The 16,067-nt window shown below is 70.0% G+C and carries 15 protein-coding genes; 4 read left to right on the top strand and 11 right to left on the bottom strand.

Annotated elements, in window-relative coordinates:
• Nucleotides 1-22: 22 nt before the first annotated feature.
• Nucleotides 23-1,318, top strand: coding sequence for an amidohydrolase family protein (locus tag OO70_RS04045; protein ID WP_043664098.1), 1,296 nt, complete (start codon nt 23-25; stop codon nt 1,316-1,318).
• On the top strand, nt 1,315-2,043 hold the full coding sequence (locus OO70_RS04050) for an enoyl-CoA hydratase-related protein (RefSeq protein WP_043664101.1): 729 nt from the start codon (nt 1,315-1,317) through the stop codon (nt 2,041-2,043). Before OO70_RS04045 ends, OO70_RS04050 begins: the two co-directional genes overlap by 4 nt.
• A 51-nt stretch (nt 2,044-2,094) precedes the next feature.
• Here OO70_RS04050 and OO70_RS04055 read toward each other — a convergent pair whose 3' ends face one another.
• The gene (locus OO70_RS04055; RefSeq protein WP_043664104.1) at nt 2,095-3,081 is read right to left on the bottom strand and encodes an enoyl-CoA hydratase/isomerase family protein; all 987 of its coding nucleotides are present in this window, start codon (nt 3,079-3,081) and stop codon (nt 2,095-2,097) included.
• 97 nt (nt 3,082-3,178) lie between these two features.
• On the opposite strand from OO70_RS04055, the gene OO70_RS04060 reads away from it, so the two are divergent.
• Both OO70_RS04060 and OO70_RS04065 read left to right on the top strand, forming a co-directional pair.
• Entirely contained in the window at nt 3,179-4,183 is a 1,005-nt protein-coding gene (locus OO70_RS04060; RefSeq protein ID WP_051740627.1) for a CoA transferase, read from the top strand.
• Complete coding sequence (locus tag OO70_RS04065) at nt 4,177-5,427, top strand: amidohydrolase family protein (RefSeq protein WP_043664109.1); 1,251 nt, start codon at nt 4,177-4,179, stop codon at nt 5,425-5,427. Before OO70_RS04060 ends, OO70_RS04065 begins: the two co-directional genes overlap by 7 nt.
• A 28-nt stretch (nt 5,428-5,455) precedes the next feature.
• Here OO70_RS04065 and OO70_RS04070 read toward each other — a convergent pair whose 3' ends face one another.
• The 10 genes from OO70_RS04070 to OO70_RS04115 all read right to left on the bottom strand — a co-directional run bounded on the left by OO70_RS04070 (nt 5,456) and on the right by OO70_RS04115 (nt 16,010).
• The gene (locus OO70_RS04070) at nt 5,456-6,181 is read right to left on the bottom strand and encodes an SDR family NAD(P)-dependent oxidoreductase (RefSeq protein WP_043665300.1); all 726 of its coding nucleotides are present in this window, start codon (nt 6,179-6,181) and stop codon (nt 5,456-5,458) included.
• 46 nt (nt 6,182-6,227) lie between these two features.
• Nucleotides 6,228-7,376, bottom strand: coding sequence for an acyl-CoA dehydrogenase family protein (locus OO70_RS04075; protein ID WP_043664111.1), 1,149 nt, complete (start codon nt 7,374-7,376; stop codon nt 6,228-6,230).
• An 11-nt stretch (nt 7,377-7,387) separates the two neighbouring features.
• A complete protein-coding gene (locus OO70_RS04080; protein WP_043664114.1) occupies nt 7,388-8,533 on the bottom strand; it encodes a thiolase family protein in 1,146 nt (381 codons plus the stop codon).
• Complete coding sequence (locus OO70_RS04085; protein ID WP_043664118.1) at nt 8,533-9,369, bottom strand: enoyl-CoA hydratase/isomerase family protein; 837 nt, start codon at nt 9,367-9,369, stop codon at nt 8,533-8,535. The genes OO70_RS04080 and OO70_RS04085 overlap by 1 nt, the downstream gene beginning before the upstream one ends.
• Nucleotides 9,366-10,562: a CaiB/BaiF CoA transferase family protein gene (locus tag OO70_RS04090; protein ID WP_043664121.1), complete on the bottom strand. Its 1,197-nt coding sequence runs from the start codon at nt 10,560-10,562 to the stop codon at nt 9,366-9,368. Before OO70_RS04090 ends, OO70_RS04085 begins: the two co-directional genes overlap by 4 nt.
• A 1-nt stretch (nt 10,563) precedes the next feature.
• On the bottom strand, nt 10,564-12,147 hold the full coding sequence (locus tag OO70_RS04095; RefSeq protein WP_043664124.1) for a FadD3 family acyl-CoA ligase: 1,584 nt from the start codon (nt 12,145-12,147) through the stop codon (nt 10,564-10,566).
• Between the two features lie 15 nt (nt 12,148-12,162).
• The gene (locus OO70_RS04100) at nt 12,163-13,302 is read right to left on the bottom strand and encodes an acyl-CoA dehydrogenase family protein (protein ID WP_051740629.1); all 1,140 of its coding nucleotides are present in this window, start codon (nt 13,300-13,302) and stop codon (nt 12,163-12,165) included.
• Complete coding sequence (locus tag OO70_RS04105; RefSeq protein WP_043664127.1) at nt 13,299-14,270, bottom strand: acyl-CoA dehydrogenase family protein; 972 nt, start codon at nt 14,268-14,270, stop codon at nt 13,299-13,301. The genes OO70_RS04100 and OO70_RS04105 overlap by 4 nt, the downstream gene beginning before the upstream one ends.
• A 2-nt stretch (nt 14,271-14,272) precedes the next feature.
• Complete coding sequence (locus tag OO70_RS04110; protein ID WP_043664130.1) at nt 14,273-15,073, bottom strand: enoyl-CoA hydratase/isomerase family protein; 801 nt, start codon at nt 15,071-15,073, stop codon at nt 14,273-14,275.
• Nucleotides 15,074-15,155: 82 nt separating this feature from the next.
• Nucleotides 15,156-16,010: a FadR/GntR family transcriptional regulator gene (locus tag OO70_RS04115; RefSeq protein ID WP_234336699.1), complete on the bottom strand. Its 855-nt coding sequence runs from the start codon at nt 16,008-16,010 to the stop codon at nt 15,156-15,158.
• Nucleotides 16,011-16,067 lie beyond the last annotated feature (57 nt).

Consider the following 16,067-nt stretch of genomic DNA (forward strand, 5'->3'; position numbering starts at 1 on the left):
CCCACCCCCGTAAGGAGCCGTCATGGACCGCGACGACCTCATCCTCATCAGCGTCGACGATCACATCATCGAACCGCCCGACATGTTCGTGAACCACCTGCCCGAGCGCTACAAGAAAGACGCGCCCCAGCTGGTCCACCGGGACGACGGAACCGACGTGTGGCAGTTCGGCGGCGCGACCATCACCAACTCCGCGCTCAACGCCGTGGCCGGCCGGCCCAAGGAGGAGTACGGCGTCGAACCGCAGGGCCTCGACGAGATCCGCCCCGGCTGTTACGACGTGCACGAGCGCATCAAGGACATGAACGCGGGCGGCATCCTCGCCCAGATGAACTTCCCGTCCTTCCCGGGCTTCTCGGCCCGGCTCTTCGCGACGAAGGACGTGGACTTCTCCCTCGCACTCGTACGGGCCTACAACGACTGGCACATCGACGAGTGGTGCGCCGCCTACCCGGGGCGCTTCATCCCGATGGCGCTCCCCGCCATCTGGGACGCGGAGCTGTGCGCGGCGGAGGTCCGCCGGGTCGCGGAGAAGGGCGTTCACTCGCTCACCTTCACCGAGAACCCCGCCGTCCTCGGCTACCCGAGCTTCCACGACCCGTACTGGAACCCTCTGTGGCGCGCGCTGTCCGACACGGACACCGTCATGTCGGTGCACATCGGCTCCTCCGGCAGGCTCGCCGTCCCGGCCGCCGACTCGCCACCCGACGTGATGATCACCCTCCAGCCGATGAACATCGTCTCCGCCGCCGCAGACCTGCTCTGGTCACCCCCGATCAAGCAGTTCCCGAACCTGAAAATCGCCCTCTCGGAAGGCGGAACGGGCTGGATCCCGTACTTCCTGGAGCGCCTCGACCGCACCTTCGAGATGCACTCGACGTGGACCCTCCAGGACTTCGGCGGCAAGCTGCCCTCCGAGGTCTTCCGCGAGCACTTCCTGACCTGTTTCATCACCGACAAGCTGGGCGTACGACTGCGCCACGACATCGGCATCGACAACATCTGCTGGGAGGGCGACTACCCGCACAGCGACTCGCTGTGGCCGGACGCCCCCGAGCAACTGCACGACGTGCTCTCGAGCTGCGACGTCCCCGACGACGAGGCCCGGAAGATCACCTACGAGAACGCCATGCGCTGGTACTCCTTCGACCCCTTCGCGCACATCCCGCGCGAACAGGCCACCGTGGGCGCACTGCGCAAGGCGGCCGAGGGCCACGATGTCAGCACCCGGTCCCGCAGCCACCAACTCATCGAGCCCGCCGAAAAGTTGGAGGCGTTCCGCTCCAAGGCCCGGGCGGCCGTGGCGGCGGCCCGATGAGCGACCTGGTCCTGACGGAACGGGTCGGCGCCGTCCTGGTGGCGACCCTGAACCGCCCGGAGGCCCGAAACGCTCTGAATCCGGAGCTGATTGACGAACTGTCAGCTGCGCTCCGGGAGGCGGACGCCGACCCGGCGGCCCGGGCGATCGTCCTCACGGGCGCCGGAACGGTCTTCTGCTCCGGCATGGACCTCAAGGCGTTCGCGAAGGGCGGCGGCAAGTTCGACGGCCTGGTGTGGTTCTTCCGCGAGGGCATCACCACACCGGTGATCGCCGCCCTCAACGGCTCGGCACTCGCCGGCGGGTTCGAACTGGCCCTGGCCTGCGACCTGGTGGTCGCCGCCGAGGACGCCAAACTGGGGATCGCGGAGGTGAAACGGGGCCTGTTCGCTGCCGGCGGCGGTACGACCCTCGCTGACCGCGTGCCCCTGGCTGTCGCCCTGGAGATGGGGCTGACCGGCGACTTCGTCACCGCCACGGACGCCAGGCAGTTCGGCCTGGTGAACCGTGCCGTGCCGGCCGAGAAGGTACGGGACGAGGCACTGACCCTGGCCGGGCGCATCGCCGAGAACGGCCCTCTCGGCGTCGCGATGACCAAGAAGCTGATGCGACAACGCCGTTGGGCCGAACCGGAAGAGGTCGAGTCGGTGTTCAGGAGCGCCGACGCGGTGGAGGGGGCACGGGCGTTCGCCGAACGCCGTAGCCCGGTGTGGACGGGGAAGTGACGGAACTCCGGGGTCTCCGAGGCCATGGTCTCGGAGCCCCCGGAGCGATGCTCACGCTGATCGATGCCGGGCGGTGTCCTGAGGAGGGTTCGCGGTTGCGTCGGCCGCCTCGCTGATCTCGTCGACGAGTCCCCACCGCAGCGCCTCCTCAACGCTCAACTCCACGCCGGACAGGGCGAGATACGCCGTCCGCTCCCGGCCGACCCGTACCGGGATGCTCGCCGTGCCGCCCGCGCCCGGAATCAGCCCCATCCCGACCTCCGGCAACCGGATCACCGTGTCCGGCGCGGCGACGACACGCCCCGCGAAGGCGGCAAGCTCGATCCCCGCGCCGACACACGCACCGTGCAGATGCGCGGTCACACGGGGAGCGCAACGGTGCAGCAGCGCGCCCGGACTGCGACGGACCCGCACCAGATGGGCCTGCGCCGGATCACGGGACGTACCGAACTCGGCGAGATCGCCTCCGCTGCAGAAGGCGGGACCGTTGCCGTACAGATCGACTCGACTGATCGACGGGTCGGCCACGGCGACCTGGAGCGCCTCGCACAGCGCGTCCCGCGTCGCCGCGTCGAACGCGTTGCGCACCCAGGGCCGGTCCAGCGTGATGGACAGCCGGGAACCGTCGCGGTCGAGCCTTACGGGGGTCTCGGCGGGGCGTGACGTGCGCTGGGGAGCCGCGGCGAGCCAGGTCCGGAAGTCCACTCCACCCTGAAGCGTCGAGTACGCGAGGGACTCGAGAATCAGCCTGTCCGGTGCCGAGAGGCCGCTGCCCATCCGGAGCACCTGCACCAACGCGACGGAAGCGGCGGGTCGACTCTCGACGACGTCACGCAGCTCCTGGGCCGTGGCATGCGGATCCGCGCATCCCACCCACGGCCCGGGCGGATCGGGGACGCCGGTGAGCAGGACATCGAACCCCGCGACCGCATCCGTGGGTTCCGCCGCCACGCCCACCACGACACAGTCCCGGTCCCGCGCGGCCGACTCATGCTCGGGAGCGCGGTCGAGGTCGACCAGCACGAAGGGCGACTCCACAGTGATCTCCCTCCAGACGTGAACCGGAGTGTAATTTGAGATCACCTGTGGAGAGAAGGGGGTTCAGCTCATGGAGAATCGCGCTCTCCATGCCTGGATGGACGACGTTGAGCCGTTCCTGGCCCCCCTCACTGATGTCGCCCGCTCGTTCACCGGCCTGACGGGCGTGCCGGTCGATCTGCCGAGCGCGCTGTTCCTGCGGGCCCAGCTGGCCGGCCTCGAACACCCGGGAAGGACATCGGCCAACGGCTCCTGCCACCTCCTCCGAACCGCCGACGGCTGGGCCGCCGTGAACCTGGCCCGCCCCGACGACCTGGCCGCCGTACCCGCGCTGCTGGCGCTCCTCGGTTCGCCGGGCGAGCCCGGGAGCCTGCATACGGCGGCACGACGGGTCTCGGCGACGGAGGTGGTCGAGGCCGCGCAGTTGCTCGGGATCGCTGCCGCGGTGCCGGGGTCGGCCCGAGGCGCACGGCCTACGGTTCACGCCGAGCGTTGGGGCGAACGGCGTGTCCGGGCGATGACCGACCTGCGGATCGTCGACTTCTCGGCGCTCTGGGCGGGTCCGCTGTGCGCGCGGCTGCTGGGGCTGGCGGGTGCGCAGGTGGTGAAGGTGGAGAGCACGACGCGACCCGACGGTGCCCGCTTCGGAACCCCCGCCTTCTACCGCTGGCTGCACGAAGGGCACGACAACCTGGTCGTGGATTTCGCCCCGGGTGCGCTTGACGAGATCGTCGCCCAGGCCGACGTCGTCATCGAAGCGTCCCGGCCACGCGCATTGCGCCGGCTCGGCCTCCGCGCCGAGGAGTTCCTCGCCGCGCGCCCCGGCCGGGTCTGGGTCGGTATCACCGGTTACGGACGCGAGAACGACCGTATCGCCTTCGGAGACGACGCTGCCGTGGCCGGCGGTCTGACCGGCGTCGACCCGAACGGCGACCCCGTCTTTCTGGGAGACGCGCTCGCCGATCCCGTAACCGGTGTGTTCGCCGCCCATGCCGCAGCCCGTTCCCTCGCCGCGGGAGGCGGAGAACTGCTCTGCGTCTCCATGGCGGCCTGCGCCGCGACACTCGCGGATGCCCGAACCCGGGTCCACCCGCCGTGCTGATCAGAAACGTGGAGGTGGAGGGCCACGGACCGGCGGTGGACGTCCGGATCGAGGGCGGGCGGATCGCCGAGATCGAGCCCGGGCTGACAGGGCCGAGTGACGTGGACGGTCGGGGCGGTGCGTTGCTGCCGGGCCTGCACGACCACCACGTACACCTCGCGGCGCTGGCCGCCGAAGCCGCCTCGGTGCGCGTCGGGCCGACGGACATGCGAGACCGTGCGGCGCTCGCGGCGGCCTTGGTCAGCGGACGGGCAGGGGAGTGGGTGCGGGCTGTCGGCTACCACGAGAGCGTCGCGGGGGATTTGGACCGGTGGGTATTGGACGCGCTCGCGCCGCATCGACCGGTGCGGGTGCAGCATCGCACCGGGGCGCTGTGGGTGTGGAACAGTGCCGCACTGCGGGCGGCCGGGCTGGATGGCGACGGGCGGTTCTGGCGCGAGGACGAGCGGCTGCGCGGGTTCGTGCCGCCCGTACGGCTGGATCTCGAAGGTGTGGGGCGGCGGGCGGCGGCACTGGGCGTCACGGGGTTCACCAACGCCGACCCGCACCCCGCGAGCGGCCTCACCCAGATGCTGTCGGTCCTCCCGCAACGGCTCCTGGTGATGGGCGTCGACGAGCCGGTGAAGCTGATGCTCGACGATCCGACGCTCCCCACTCCGGCCCAACTCGCCCGCACCATAGGGGAGATCAGGCCCAGACCCGTCGCCGTGCACTGCGTGACACGGGTGCAGTTGCTGGTGACGTTGCTGGCCCTGGACGAGGTGGGGCCCGCCGACGGCGACCGCATCGAGCACGGGTCGGTGATCCCGGCCGAGACGATCCCGTGGCTACGACGGCTCGGCGTGACGGTCGTGACCCAGCCCCACTTCCCGGTCGAACGAGGCGACGCGTACGCCACCGACGTGGACGCCGACGACCGCCTGCACCTGTACCGCTGCCGTTCCCTTGCCGAGGCCGGCATCCCGCTCGCCGCCGGTACCGACGCGCCGTACGGCACCCCGGACCCCTGGGCAGTCATGCGGGCGGCGACCGAGCGGGACGACGGCGAACGGCTCGAACCCCAGGCGGCTCTACGGCTGTTCACCGGTGAACCCCAACACCCGGCCCGGGCACGCCGGTTGATGGTCGGAACGGTCGCCGACCTGTGCCTGCTCCACGTACCGCTGCGCGAGGCCCTGCGCGCACTGTCCGGGGAACTGGTCCGCGCCGCATATGTGTCAGGCCGGCGCATCACGCCCCTGTGACCTGGTCGGCGCACAACGCCCGCGTGACCTACACGCTGTACCCGCCGTCAACTCCCAACGCCTGCCCGGTGATGAACCCCGCCCGGTCGGAGGCGAGGAACGCGACCGCTTCCGCGATGTCGGTCGCGTCGCCGAAGCGGCGCAGCGGAATGTTGCGCCGGGTGACGGCGAGGGCGGCCTCGTCCAGTTCGCCGGAGCTGATCAGCCGGCCGGCGATGCCGTCGTTGAGCATGCCGGGCGCCACGCAGTTCACGCGGACGCCGTACCGGCCCTCCTCGGCGGCGAGCGCCCGAGCCACCGCCTCGACCGCGCCCTTGGCGCCCGACGACAGCCCGTCCCGTACCGGGAAGCGGCGGGTGGCCACGGTCGTCACGGCGACGATGTTGCCCCGGCTCTCGCGCAGCAACGGCAGCGCGGGATGCACCAGGTTGAAGAACGCCACGGCGTCGCCCTCGAGTTGGGCGCGGTACTCGCTCGGTGTCACCTTGCTCAGGTGCCGCATCGGGACGTGCGGGCCCGCCGCGTACACGAGGGTATGGATGCCACCGCCCACCTCGGACACCGCCTCGGCTGTAGCCGACTCGTCGGTCAAGTCCAGCCGTATGGACCGGACTTGACGGCCCAGCTTCGTGACCTCGGCGGCAATCGCGTCCGCCGCCTCCTGGTTGGCCCGGTAGGTGAAGGCGATGTCGCTGCCCCGCTCCGCGAGAAGCCGGACGATCGCCGCTCCGATCCCGCCCGAGCCGCCCGCCACGAACGCGACACCTGGTCTGCTGGAGAAGTCCGGCACCGTAACCGCCTCACAATCCGAGGGACTTGGCGATGATGACCTTCATGACCTCGCTGGTCCCGGCGTAGATGCGGGTGATGCGTGCGTCCGCGTAGAGCCGGGCGATGGGGTATTCCAGCATGTAGCCGTAGCCGCCGAACAGTTGCAGACAGCGGTCGACCGCGCGGGCCTGCATCTCGGTGCAGAACAGTTTGACCTTGGCGGCGTCGGGTCCGCTCAGTTCGCCGGCGACGAGTTCGAGCACCGCACGGTCCAGCATCGCCTGCGCGGCCTCGATCTCGGCTGCCACCGCGGCGAGTTCGAACTTGGTGTTCTGGAAGGAGGCGACCGTCTTCCCGAACGCCTTGCGTTCCTTGACGTACGCGATTGTCGTGTCAAGGGCCGCCCGCGCCTGCGCCACCGAGCCGACCGCCACCGTCATCCGCTCCTGCGGGAGATTGTGGCCGAGGTAGCCGAAGGCGGCGCCCTCCTCGCCGAGCCGGTTGGCGACCGGGACCCGTACGTCGTCGAAGGCCAACTCCACCGTGTCCTGCACCTTGATGCCCAGCTTGTGCAGTACCCGGCCGCGTGTGAAGCCGGGCATGCCGTCCTCGACGACCAGCAGGGTGAGCCCGGCGCGGCGGTTGTCCGGGTCGGTCGACGTACGGGCCACGACGATGACCAGGTCGGCGAGGAGTCCGCCGGTGATGAAGGTCTTCGCGCCGTTGAGGACGTACGAGTCCCCGTCGCGCACGGCGGTCGTACGGATCCCCGCGAGATCGGAGCCCGTGCCCGGCTCGGTCATCGCGACGGCGGTCAGCAGCTTCCCGGAGGCGAGGCCGGGGAACCAGCGTTCGCGCTGATCCTGGTCGGCGTAGGTGAGGAAGTACGGCAGGACGACGTCGAGTTGGGTGCGCACGGTCCCCAACGTCACCAGGGCGCGGGCCGATTCCTCCTGGAGGACGACGTTGTAGCGGTAGTCGTGGAGGCCCGCTCCGCCGTACTCCTCGGGGACTGCCATGCCCAACAGGCCGAGCGAGCCGAGCTGTTCGAAGAGCGCGCGGGGGAGTCGGCCGGCCTCCTCCCACTCGGCGTAGTAGGGGACCACCTCGCCCGCGATGAAGTCCCGCGCTAGTCGGCGGAACGCCTCGTGGTCGTCGGTGAAGACGTCTCGGCGCACAACATCCCCTGTCAGGAAGCGAGTTCGACGACGGTGGCGTTGGCGGTGCCGCCGCCCTCGCACATGGTCTGCAGGCCGTAGCGGATCCCGTGGTCCCGCATGTGGTGGATCATCCGGGTCATCAGGACGGCCCCCGACGCGCCGAGCGGATGCCCGAGCGCGATGGCGCCGCCGAGCGGGTTGAGCAGGGCAGGGTCGGCGCCGGTCTCGGCCAGCCAGGCGAGCGGGATCGGCGCGAAGGCCTCGTTGACCTCGAAGACGCCCACCTCGGAGAGTCCCACTCCCGCCTTGCGGAGCACCTTCTCGGTCGCCGGAATCGGCCCGGTCAGCATGAGCACCGGGTCGGAGCCGGTGACCACGCCCGCGCGGTAGCGCACGATCGGTGTCAGGCCGAGCTCGCGGGCCTTCTCCGGAGTCGTCACCAGCAGGGCCGCCGCGCCGTCGGAGATCTGGGAGGAGTTGCCCGCGTGGATCACCCCGTCCTCCTGGAAGGAGGGTTTCAGCTTCGCGAGAGTGTCGATGCTCGTGCCGCGCCGAATGCCTTCGTCCACCGACACCGCGTCCGTGTCGACGCCTACCGGCACGATCTGTGCCTCGAACGCTCCGCCGTCCTGCGCGGCCGCCGCGCGCTCGTGCGACAGCGCGGAGAACTCGTCGAGCACACCCCGGCCCAGCCCCCACTTCTGCGCGATCCTCTCGGCCGACACACCCTGGTTGAAGGAGAACCCCTCGTAACGAGCGAGGACTTGAGGCCCGTACGGCACACCGCCGGCCCGCGAGGACCCGAGCGGGACCCGGCTCATCACCTCGACACCGCCCGCCACCACGACGTCCTGCTGACCGGACATGACCGCCTGGACGGCGAAGTCCAGCGCCTGCTGGCTCGATCCGCAGGCCCGGTTCACCGTGGTCCCCGGGATGGTCTCGGGCCAGCCCGCGGCCAGCACCGCGTAGCGCCCGATGTTGCTCGACTGGTCGCCCAACTGGCCGACGCACCCCCACACCACGTCGTCGACGACCTCGGGATCAAGGCCCGTGCGGTCGACGAGCGCGTTCAGGACGACGGCGGAGAGGTCGGCCGCGTGCACACCGGCCAGACCGCCGTTCCGTTTCCCGACGGCGGTACGGACCGCCTCCACCACCACTGCCTCACGCATCACGTGTCCTCCGTAGTTCTCGGCACGACTGTTCCCGGTACCGCTGTTCCCGGCACCGCCCAGCGCCCCGTGTAGCGAGGTGGGCGCTTCTCCACGAAGGCGGCATACGCCTCCGGGACGTCTGCCGTGGCGAAGTTCATGGCCTGGGCCCGCGCCTCGCCGGCAAGGGCCTCCCGCAGGGTGCGATCGGCGTTCTCGTTGAGGAGCGCCTTGTTCTGTGCGAGGGCGACCGGGGCTCCGGCCACCAGTCGCGCGCCGAGGTCGTCGACGAAAGGGTCGATCTTGCCGGCGTCCACGACCCACGTCACCAGGTTCAGGGCGTGGGCCTCCTCGGCGCCGATCGTCTCGGCCAGCAGCGCGAGCCGTTTCGCCTGTTGCAACCCCACCAGCTTCGGCAGCAGCCACGAGCCGCCGCAGTCCAGGGACAGCGCGCGGCGCGCGAAGATCTGCGAAAACGTGGATTCCGGCGTGGCCACGACGAAGTCGCAACCCAGGGCGAGGTTCCAGCCCGCGCCGACCGCAACACCGTTCACCTTGGCGATGGTGGGGATCGGCAGCTCGTGCAGCAGCAGCGTGACCTCGCTCAGGGTCCGCATCCGGTACAGGGGATGCTCGGTGCTGACGCCGTTGCGGATGTCGGCCCCGGAGCAGAACGCACCGCCGGCACCGGTCAGGACCAGCGCACGCACCGTACGATCGCTGCCCGCTGCGGAGAGCGCCGTTCGCAGGGCATCCCAGAGTTCCGCGTCGATCGCGTTCTTGCGCTGCGGCCGGTTCAACGTCAGGGTCCGTACGCCCTCCGCGTCACTCGTCAGGAGAACGGGCTCCCCGGTCATCGCACCGCTCCCTGCTCCCGGAGAACGGCGATCTCCTCGACGGCCAGGCCGAGTTCGGTGAGCACGGCGTCCGTGTGCTGGCCGAGAGCGGGGATCGCGCCCATCGGTGGGTCGTACCCGGCGATGACCGGGGGCGGCAGCAGCGCCGGGACCGGACCCGACGGTGTGTCGATGTCGCGCCACCGGTCGCGGGCCCGCAGATGGGGGTGGTCGATGACGTCGCTGGGCGTGTTGTAGCGGGAGTTGCCGATGCCGGCCGCGTCCGCGCGGTCCTGCACATAAGCGAGGTCGTGCCGTGCGCACCAGGCGCTGATCTCCGGCTCCAGCACGGCACGGTGCTCCACGCGCCCGGCGTTGCTGCTGAAGCGCGGGTCGTCCGCGAGGTCGGGCCGGTCGATCAACTCCCGTGCCAGGCGCTGCCATTCACGGTCGTTCGTCGTGCCGAGGACCACGGTGTGGCCGTCGGCCGTGCGGTGGGCGCCGTACGGTGCGACGGCGGGGGAGCTCATGCCTAGAGGCTGTTGCTCGATGCCGGAGTGGCGGGTGTAGGTGAGCGGATAGCCCATCAGCTCCGTCATCGTGTCGAACAGGCTCACCGCGACGGATGACGCGCCGGGCCCGACGCCACGTTCTCTGCCGCACAGCAACGCGACGACGGACAGGGCGGCGTAGAGGCCGCTGCACACGTCGGCCATCGGTGGGCCCGGCTTGGCCGGTGCTCCGGGGTGGCCCGTCACCGCGCAGGCTCCGGACTCGGCCTGTACGAGGAGGTCGTAGGCACGCTTGTGGGAGAGGGGGCCGCCGGGGCCGTAGCCGTCGATCTCGACGGCGAGGAGATCGGGGTGACGGGTTTTCAAGTCGCCCGGGGAGATGCCGAGTTTGGCCGTGGTGCCCGGTGTGAGGTTGGAGACGAGGACGTCGGCGCGCTTCAGCAGGCGGTGCAGGACGTCCATGCCGCCGGGTGTCTTCAGGTCCAGGGCGACGGATTCCTTGCCCCGGTTGACCCACACGAAGTGCGCGCCGAGCCCCTTGACGACGTCGTCGTAGTGGCGGGCGAAGTCGCCGCCCTTGGGGTTCTCCACTTTGATCACGCGGGCGCCGAAGTCGCCGAGCGTGCGGGTGCACATGGGAGCCGAGATCGCCTGCTCCAACGCCACCACGGTGATTCCGGCCAGTGGCCCGGTCGTCGTCATGTCAGCCCGCAACCGTGAAACCGGCGCGGAGTTCGTCCTTCAGCACCTTCTGGCTTGCGTTGCGCGGGAGTTGGTCGACGAAGCGGACATGCCGGGGGACCTTGAAGTTGGCCATGTGCTCACGGGCCCAGGCGATGACGTCCGTCTCGGTCGGGGTGTGGTCCGGCGGTGTGACCACGAAGGCGCAGCCGACCTCGCCGAGCCGTTCGTCGGGAACCCCGATCACGGCGACCTGCTGGACGTTCTCGCAGTCGAGAAGCAGCTTCTCTATCTCCGCCGGATAGGCGTTGAAGCCGCCGACGATGTACATCTCCTTCTTGCGGTCGACGATGGAGAGGTTGCCGTCGTCGTCGAGCCGGCCGATGTCCCCGGTGTGCAGCCAGCCCTCGGCGTCGATCGTCGCGGCGGTGGCGTCGGGGTCGTCCCAGTAGCCGCGGGTGACGTTGTAGCCGCGGACGAGGATCTCGCCGTCGAGACCGATCGGCACGTCCAGACCGTCGGCCGCGACGATCCGTACCTGGACTCCGGGAATGGCGCTTCCCGTTGTGCGAGCGACCGTCTCCTCGGAGTCGCCGACCCGGGTCGTGGTGACCAGCGCCGTCGACTCGGTGAGGCCGTAGGCACTCATCACGATGTCGAACGACAACTCCGTTTTCATGGCGCGGATCAGCGATTCCGGAATCGTGGTGCCGCCTGTCATGGAGACCCGAAGCGACGACAGGTCGTGCAGGGCACGGTCGGGATGATTGACCAGGTCGTGGAAGATGGTCGGCGGGCCGAGGAGGATGCTCACCCGTTCCTGGGCGATGAGGTCCAGCGCCCGCCCGGCGTCGAAGACGGGCATGGGGATGACGGTCACCCCGTGCATCAGGGAGGCCAGCCACCCCGCCTTGTAACCGAAGCAGTGGAAGAACGGCGGGATCACCAGGAAGGTGTCGGAGGCCCGGAAGGTGTACTCCTCGGACATCCACCCATAGGAGCGCAGGGATTGGCCGTGGGTGAGCATCACGCCCTTCGGGTGGCCGGTGGTGCCGGACGTGAACATCACGTCGGACACGTCGTCCGGCGTCACCCGGTCGATCGACTCATGGGCCGCGGACGCCGAAACGCCCTCTCCGGCGCCGAGAAAGTCGTTCCAGGCCAGCTCGGCCGTCCCCTGCGGACCGAGAACGGACACCGTCTTCTGCAGGGCCGGAAGTCCCGGATCGGCCTTCCGCAGTTCACCGATGTAGTCGTTGCCGAGGAAGGGCGAGGCGAACACGGCCGCCGCCTCCGACTTCCGCAGGATGTACGAGATCTCCTGCGCCTTGAACCGTGTGTTGAGCGGAACCAGGATCGCCCCGGCGCCGTGGATGCCCAGCGCCGCGAAGATCCACTCGGCCGAGTTGGGGGCGCAGAGTCCGACCCGGTCTCCCGGCTTGATGCCGAGCGCCATGGTGGCCCGGACCGAGTCGACCATCTGCTCTTCCAGCTCCCGGAACGTCCATCGACGGTCACCGTCGATGAGCGCCGTGGCGTCCCCGAAACGCCTGGCCGCCAGCCTGATGACGTTCGGGATGCTCAGGAATTCGTCGTCGTAGCGCATCAGTTGGCTCCAGGGCTAACCGTTCGAGGGCAGATGCAGGATCCGCTTGGCGATGATGTTCCGCTGGATCTGGGAGGTGCCGCCGTAGACGGACGCCGCACGGGAGTAGAGGTAGTCACCGAACAACTCACCGCCCTCCCCGGCGAGTTCGGCGGGGAACACCTCGAGTGCCGTGTCGTAGAGCCGCTGTTCGGTCCTCGTCATCAGCAGTTTGTCCACGGACGACTCCGGGCCGGCGACCTGCCCGGCGAGACGTTCGGCGGTACGGCGGCGGGCGTGTGCCACCAGGACCTCGTAGTCCACGACGCACCGGCCGATCCGGGACAACAGTCCGTCGGGCAGGCCGGCGCGCTGCTCGGCGGCGAAGCGCCGCAGCCGTTCGACGAGCAGTCCGTACTTCGAGATGTGCCCGGTGTCGAGGGCGTTGCGCTCGTACGACACCGTCGTCATCGCCAGGGCCCAGCCGACGCCCTCGACACCGATGCGTTCGGACTCCTCGACGCGGACATCGTCCAGGAACAGCTCGCAGAACTCGTCGTCGCCGTTGGCCGCGCGCAGCGGTCGTACGGTCACGCCGGGTCGGTCGAGGGGCAGGACGAACGCCGAGATCGACTTGTGGGCCGGTGCCGAGCGGTCGGTACGGGCCAGTAGCAGACACAGCCCGGAGTACTGGGCGTAGCTGGTCCAGAGCTTCTGACCGCGCACTGTGTAGTGGCCGTCGTGCCGCTCGGCGAAGGTGCTCATGCCCGCCAGGTCCGAACCGGCGCCCGGCTCGCTGAAGCCCTGGCACCACACCTCGTCCCCGGCCAACATCCTTGGCAGGAACCGCAGTCGCTGTTCCTCCGAGCCGAATTCCAGCAGCGCGTGGGCGAGATAGCCGATCCGGGGGACGCCCGGTGCCCGGCAGGCGCCCAGTTCGTCACTGATCGCGACCTGGTGCAGCGCGGTCAGGCCCCGGCCGCCGTAGCGCTCCGGGACGTCGAGGCCGACCCAGCCGCCCGAGTGCAGGAGCCGGTGCCAGCGGTGCAGGAAGACCGGCAAAGGTTCGTCCGACTGCCGCTCAGGGAGCGGGTGTTCGGCCAGCCAGGCACGGAACTCCTGTCGCAGCCGGTCCAGTTCGACCGGGTTGCCGAAGTCCAGCGGGGTGGAGGTCATCGCGTCACCTCCGGTACGGCCAGCGCGGGGAGCAGCTCGGCCGTCGTGGCGAGCAGGGTCGAGCCCAGCCGCACCTTCCGCAGGTACAGGTGCGCGATGTGCTCCCACGTCTGGGCGATACCGCCGAAGACCTGCATCCCGGCGTAAACCGCTTCCAGCGCAGAGGAGTTGACCTCCGCCTTGGCGACACGTGCCGCCGCGAGGGCCCGTTCCGGGGGTTCGTTGTCGAGGCACCAGGCCGCGTAGCGCGTGACGCTGGTGCACGCCTCCACCAGGACCGTCGCGTCCGCGAGCAGATGCTGAACGGCCTGGAAGGAGCCGATGGCCTGTCCGTACTGGCGGCGGTCGCGGGCGTACTGGACCGCCTGCTCCACGAACGAGCCTGCGGCGCCGACGAGTTCGGCGGTCACGACGACAAGGGCGTAGGCCTGCCAACGGAGTTGGTCATCAGCCGCGAGTTGGCCGACGACCTCCACGGGAGCATCCGACGGCACCGCGCGCACCGTGCGCACGAGGTCCGTGCTCGGCGCCGACGGGCCCAACTCGACCCGACTGACCGTCCCGTCGGTGGTGACGCAGAGCGCGCTGTCGGCTCCCTCGCTGTCCCAGGCGACCAGATCCGTCGGTGTCCGTCCGGGGAAACGGAGTTCGCGGGTGAACGCGATCGTGGGGATCGCCGGTGAGGTGGAGGCGCCGAGCAGTCGGAGCAACTCCGGGGCCAGCAGGACCGTACCGAGCAGGGACGTCGTGAGGGGGCGGCGGCCGTGTTCCTCCGCGAGCAGCGCGCACTCCTGTGCGGTCGCCGCCGGGGGAGAGGTGCGCCGTAGTTCTGCCAAATCCAGTTCGTCCAGGGCCTGTTGGGCCGCTGCTCGGGTCGACGGTTTCACCTCGTCCGCCGATGTCACGCCGTGCCGGGTCGCGAGTGAGCGCACCATGTCGCGGACCAGGACGAACTCCTCGCGGTCCACGCTCAGTGCTCCTCAGGGGGGTTCGCGCGCCGTTCGGCGCGGGACGCGAGTTCGGTGATGATGCGGATGTGGTCCGGGCTGGTCATCGTGGCCCGCTCGGCCATCAGTGCCGCTTCCATGCCGCCGCGTGACACCTGCTCGACGACGGCGGCGAGGGCCAGCTTGGTGGCGCGGAGGGCCTCGGCGGGCTGGGCCGCGAGCCGGTGGGCCAGGGTGAGTGCCTCGCGCATCAGGTCGTCGGGCGGGACCGTGCGGTTGGCGAGGCCGAACTCGACCGCCTTGGCCGCGGGAATGCGGTCCCCGGTGAAGAGGTACTCCTTCACGCGCAGCAGGCTGGTGAGCATCGGCCACAGGGTGACTCCGCCGTCGCCGGCCACCAGGCCGACCGAGATGTGCGGGTCCGCGAAGTAGGCGTCCTCGGCGATCAGTACGAGATCGCAGGCCAGGGCGAGGCTGCAACCCAGGCCCACCGCAGGGCCGTTGACGGCGGCGATCACCGGCAGCGGGAAACGGATCATCTCCGTCTGGATGGTGCGGTCGAGCCGGATCGACCGCTCCCGCAGCTCCGGATCGGTGTGGTGTCGTAGCAGATGGTCGAAGTCGCCGCCGGCGCTGAACGCCCGTCCCGCGCCCGTAAGGACGACGGCCCGGGCCTTCGTGTCGTCCGCCAGCTCGCGCCACACCTCGGACAGCCGTCGGTGCAGTTCCTCGGACACGCCGTTCAACCGGTCCGGGCGGTTCAGGGTGACGATGCGGACGTCTCCGTCGGCGGCCACGGTCAGCACGGGAGTCACCTTGCTCATACCGCGATGGTATTAAAGGTCAGACCGAAACTGTCAATGGTGTTGCACGAAGAAGAGAATCACATTCTCACCTTCGAGTGAGTCAGTTCTCGGGATCAATGAGGTCCACGCCGTCTCGGCGGTCCACCTCGGCCGCCGCGCGGGCGAAGCCGCACACATGGCGCGTCATCCGGCGCATCGCGGCCTCGCTGTCGCGGTCCCGGATCGCCTCAGTGATCCGGGCGTGCGCGCGGGCGGTGAGCCTGCGGATGTCCGCGTCCATGAACTGCTCGATGTTGGTGGCCGCGTGGATCGACTGCGAGAGCGCGCTCATGAACCCGATGAGAAGCTCGTTCTCCCCTGCCCTCGCCACGGCGTTGTGCCAGTGGATGTTGGCACGCAGAAAGCGCTGGATGTCGTCCCCGGCCGCCACGAGGTCCGCATGGGCGTCGTCCAGCTCCGCGAGGTCGGCGTCCGTGCGGCGCCTGGCCGCCAGCGCCGCGCACGCGGGCTCGATCGCCTCCCGGGTCTCGTGCAGGTCCTCAAGGCGGATGCGCTGCCCCCGGATCACCAAACGCACGGTATTCGCGAGCGATTCGCGGCCCGGCCGGTGTACGAAGGCACCGCCCCCGCGCCCCGGCCTGATCTCCAGGAGCCGTTCGACCTCCAGGATGCGCAGTGCCTCGCGCACCGTCGCCCGGCTCAGCCCCGTCTGCTCGACGAGTTGCCGCTCCGGCGGCAGCGCCGTGCCCTCCGTGAACTCCCCGGAGAGAATCCGCTCCCGCACCTCCGCCGCCAGCACGTCCGACGCCTTGGGCACGGTGAGCGTGTCGAAGCGCGGCCGGGGTTCTCCGGCCGTAGCGCGCCCCCGGACGGTGCGGGAAGGGTGCTCGGCGCTCTGCACAGGTTCAGGCCTCTCGTCGAAGGCCGCGCTCTTCGGCCTCTTTGGCTGAACCATTCAACACAGCACGCGCGCCGCCTGTCACATCACCGTGCCGCGCAGCACGCACGCCGC

Source organism: Streptomyces xylophagus (assembly GCF_000716435.1).
In the GTDB taxonomy this organism is placed as follows: Bacteria; Actinomycetota; Actinomycetes; order Streptomycetales; family Streptomycetaceae; genus Streptomyces; species Streptomyces xylophagus.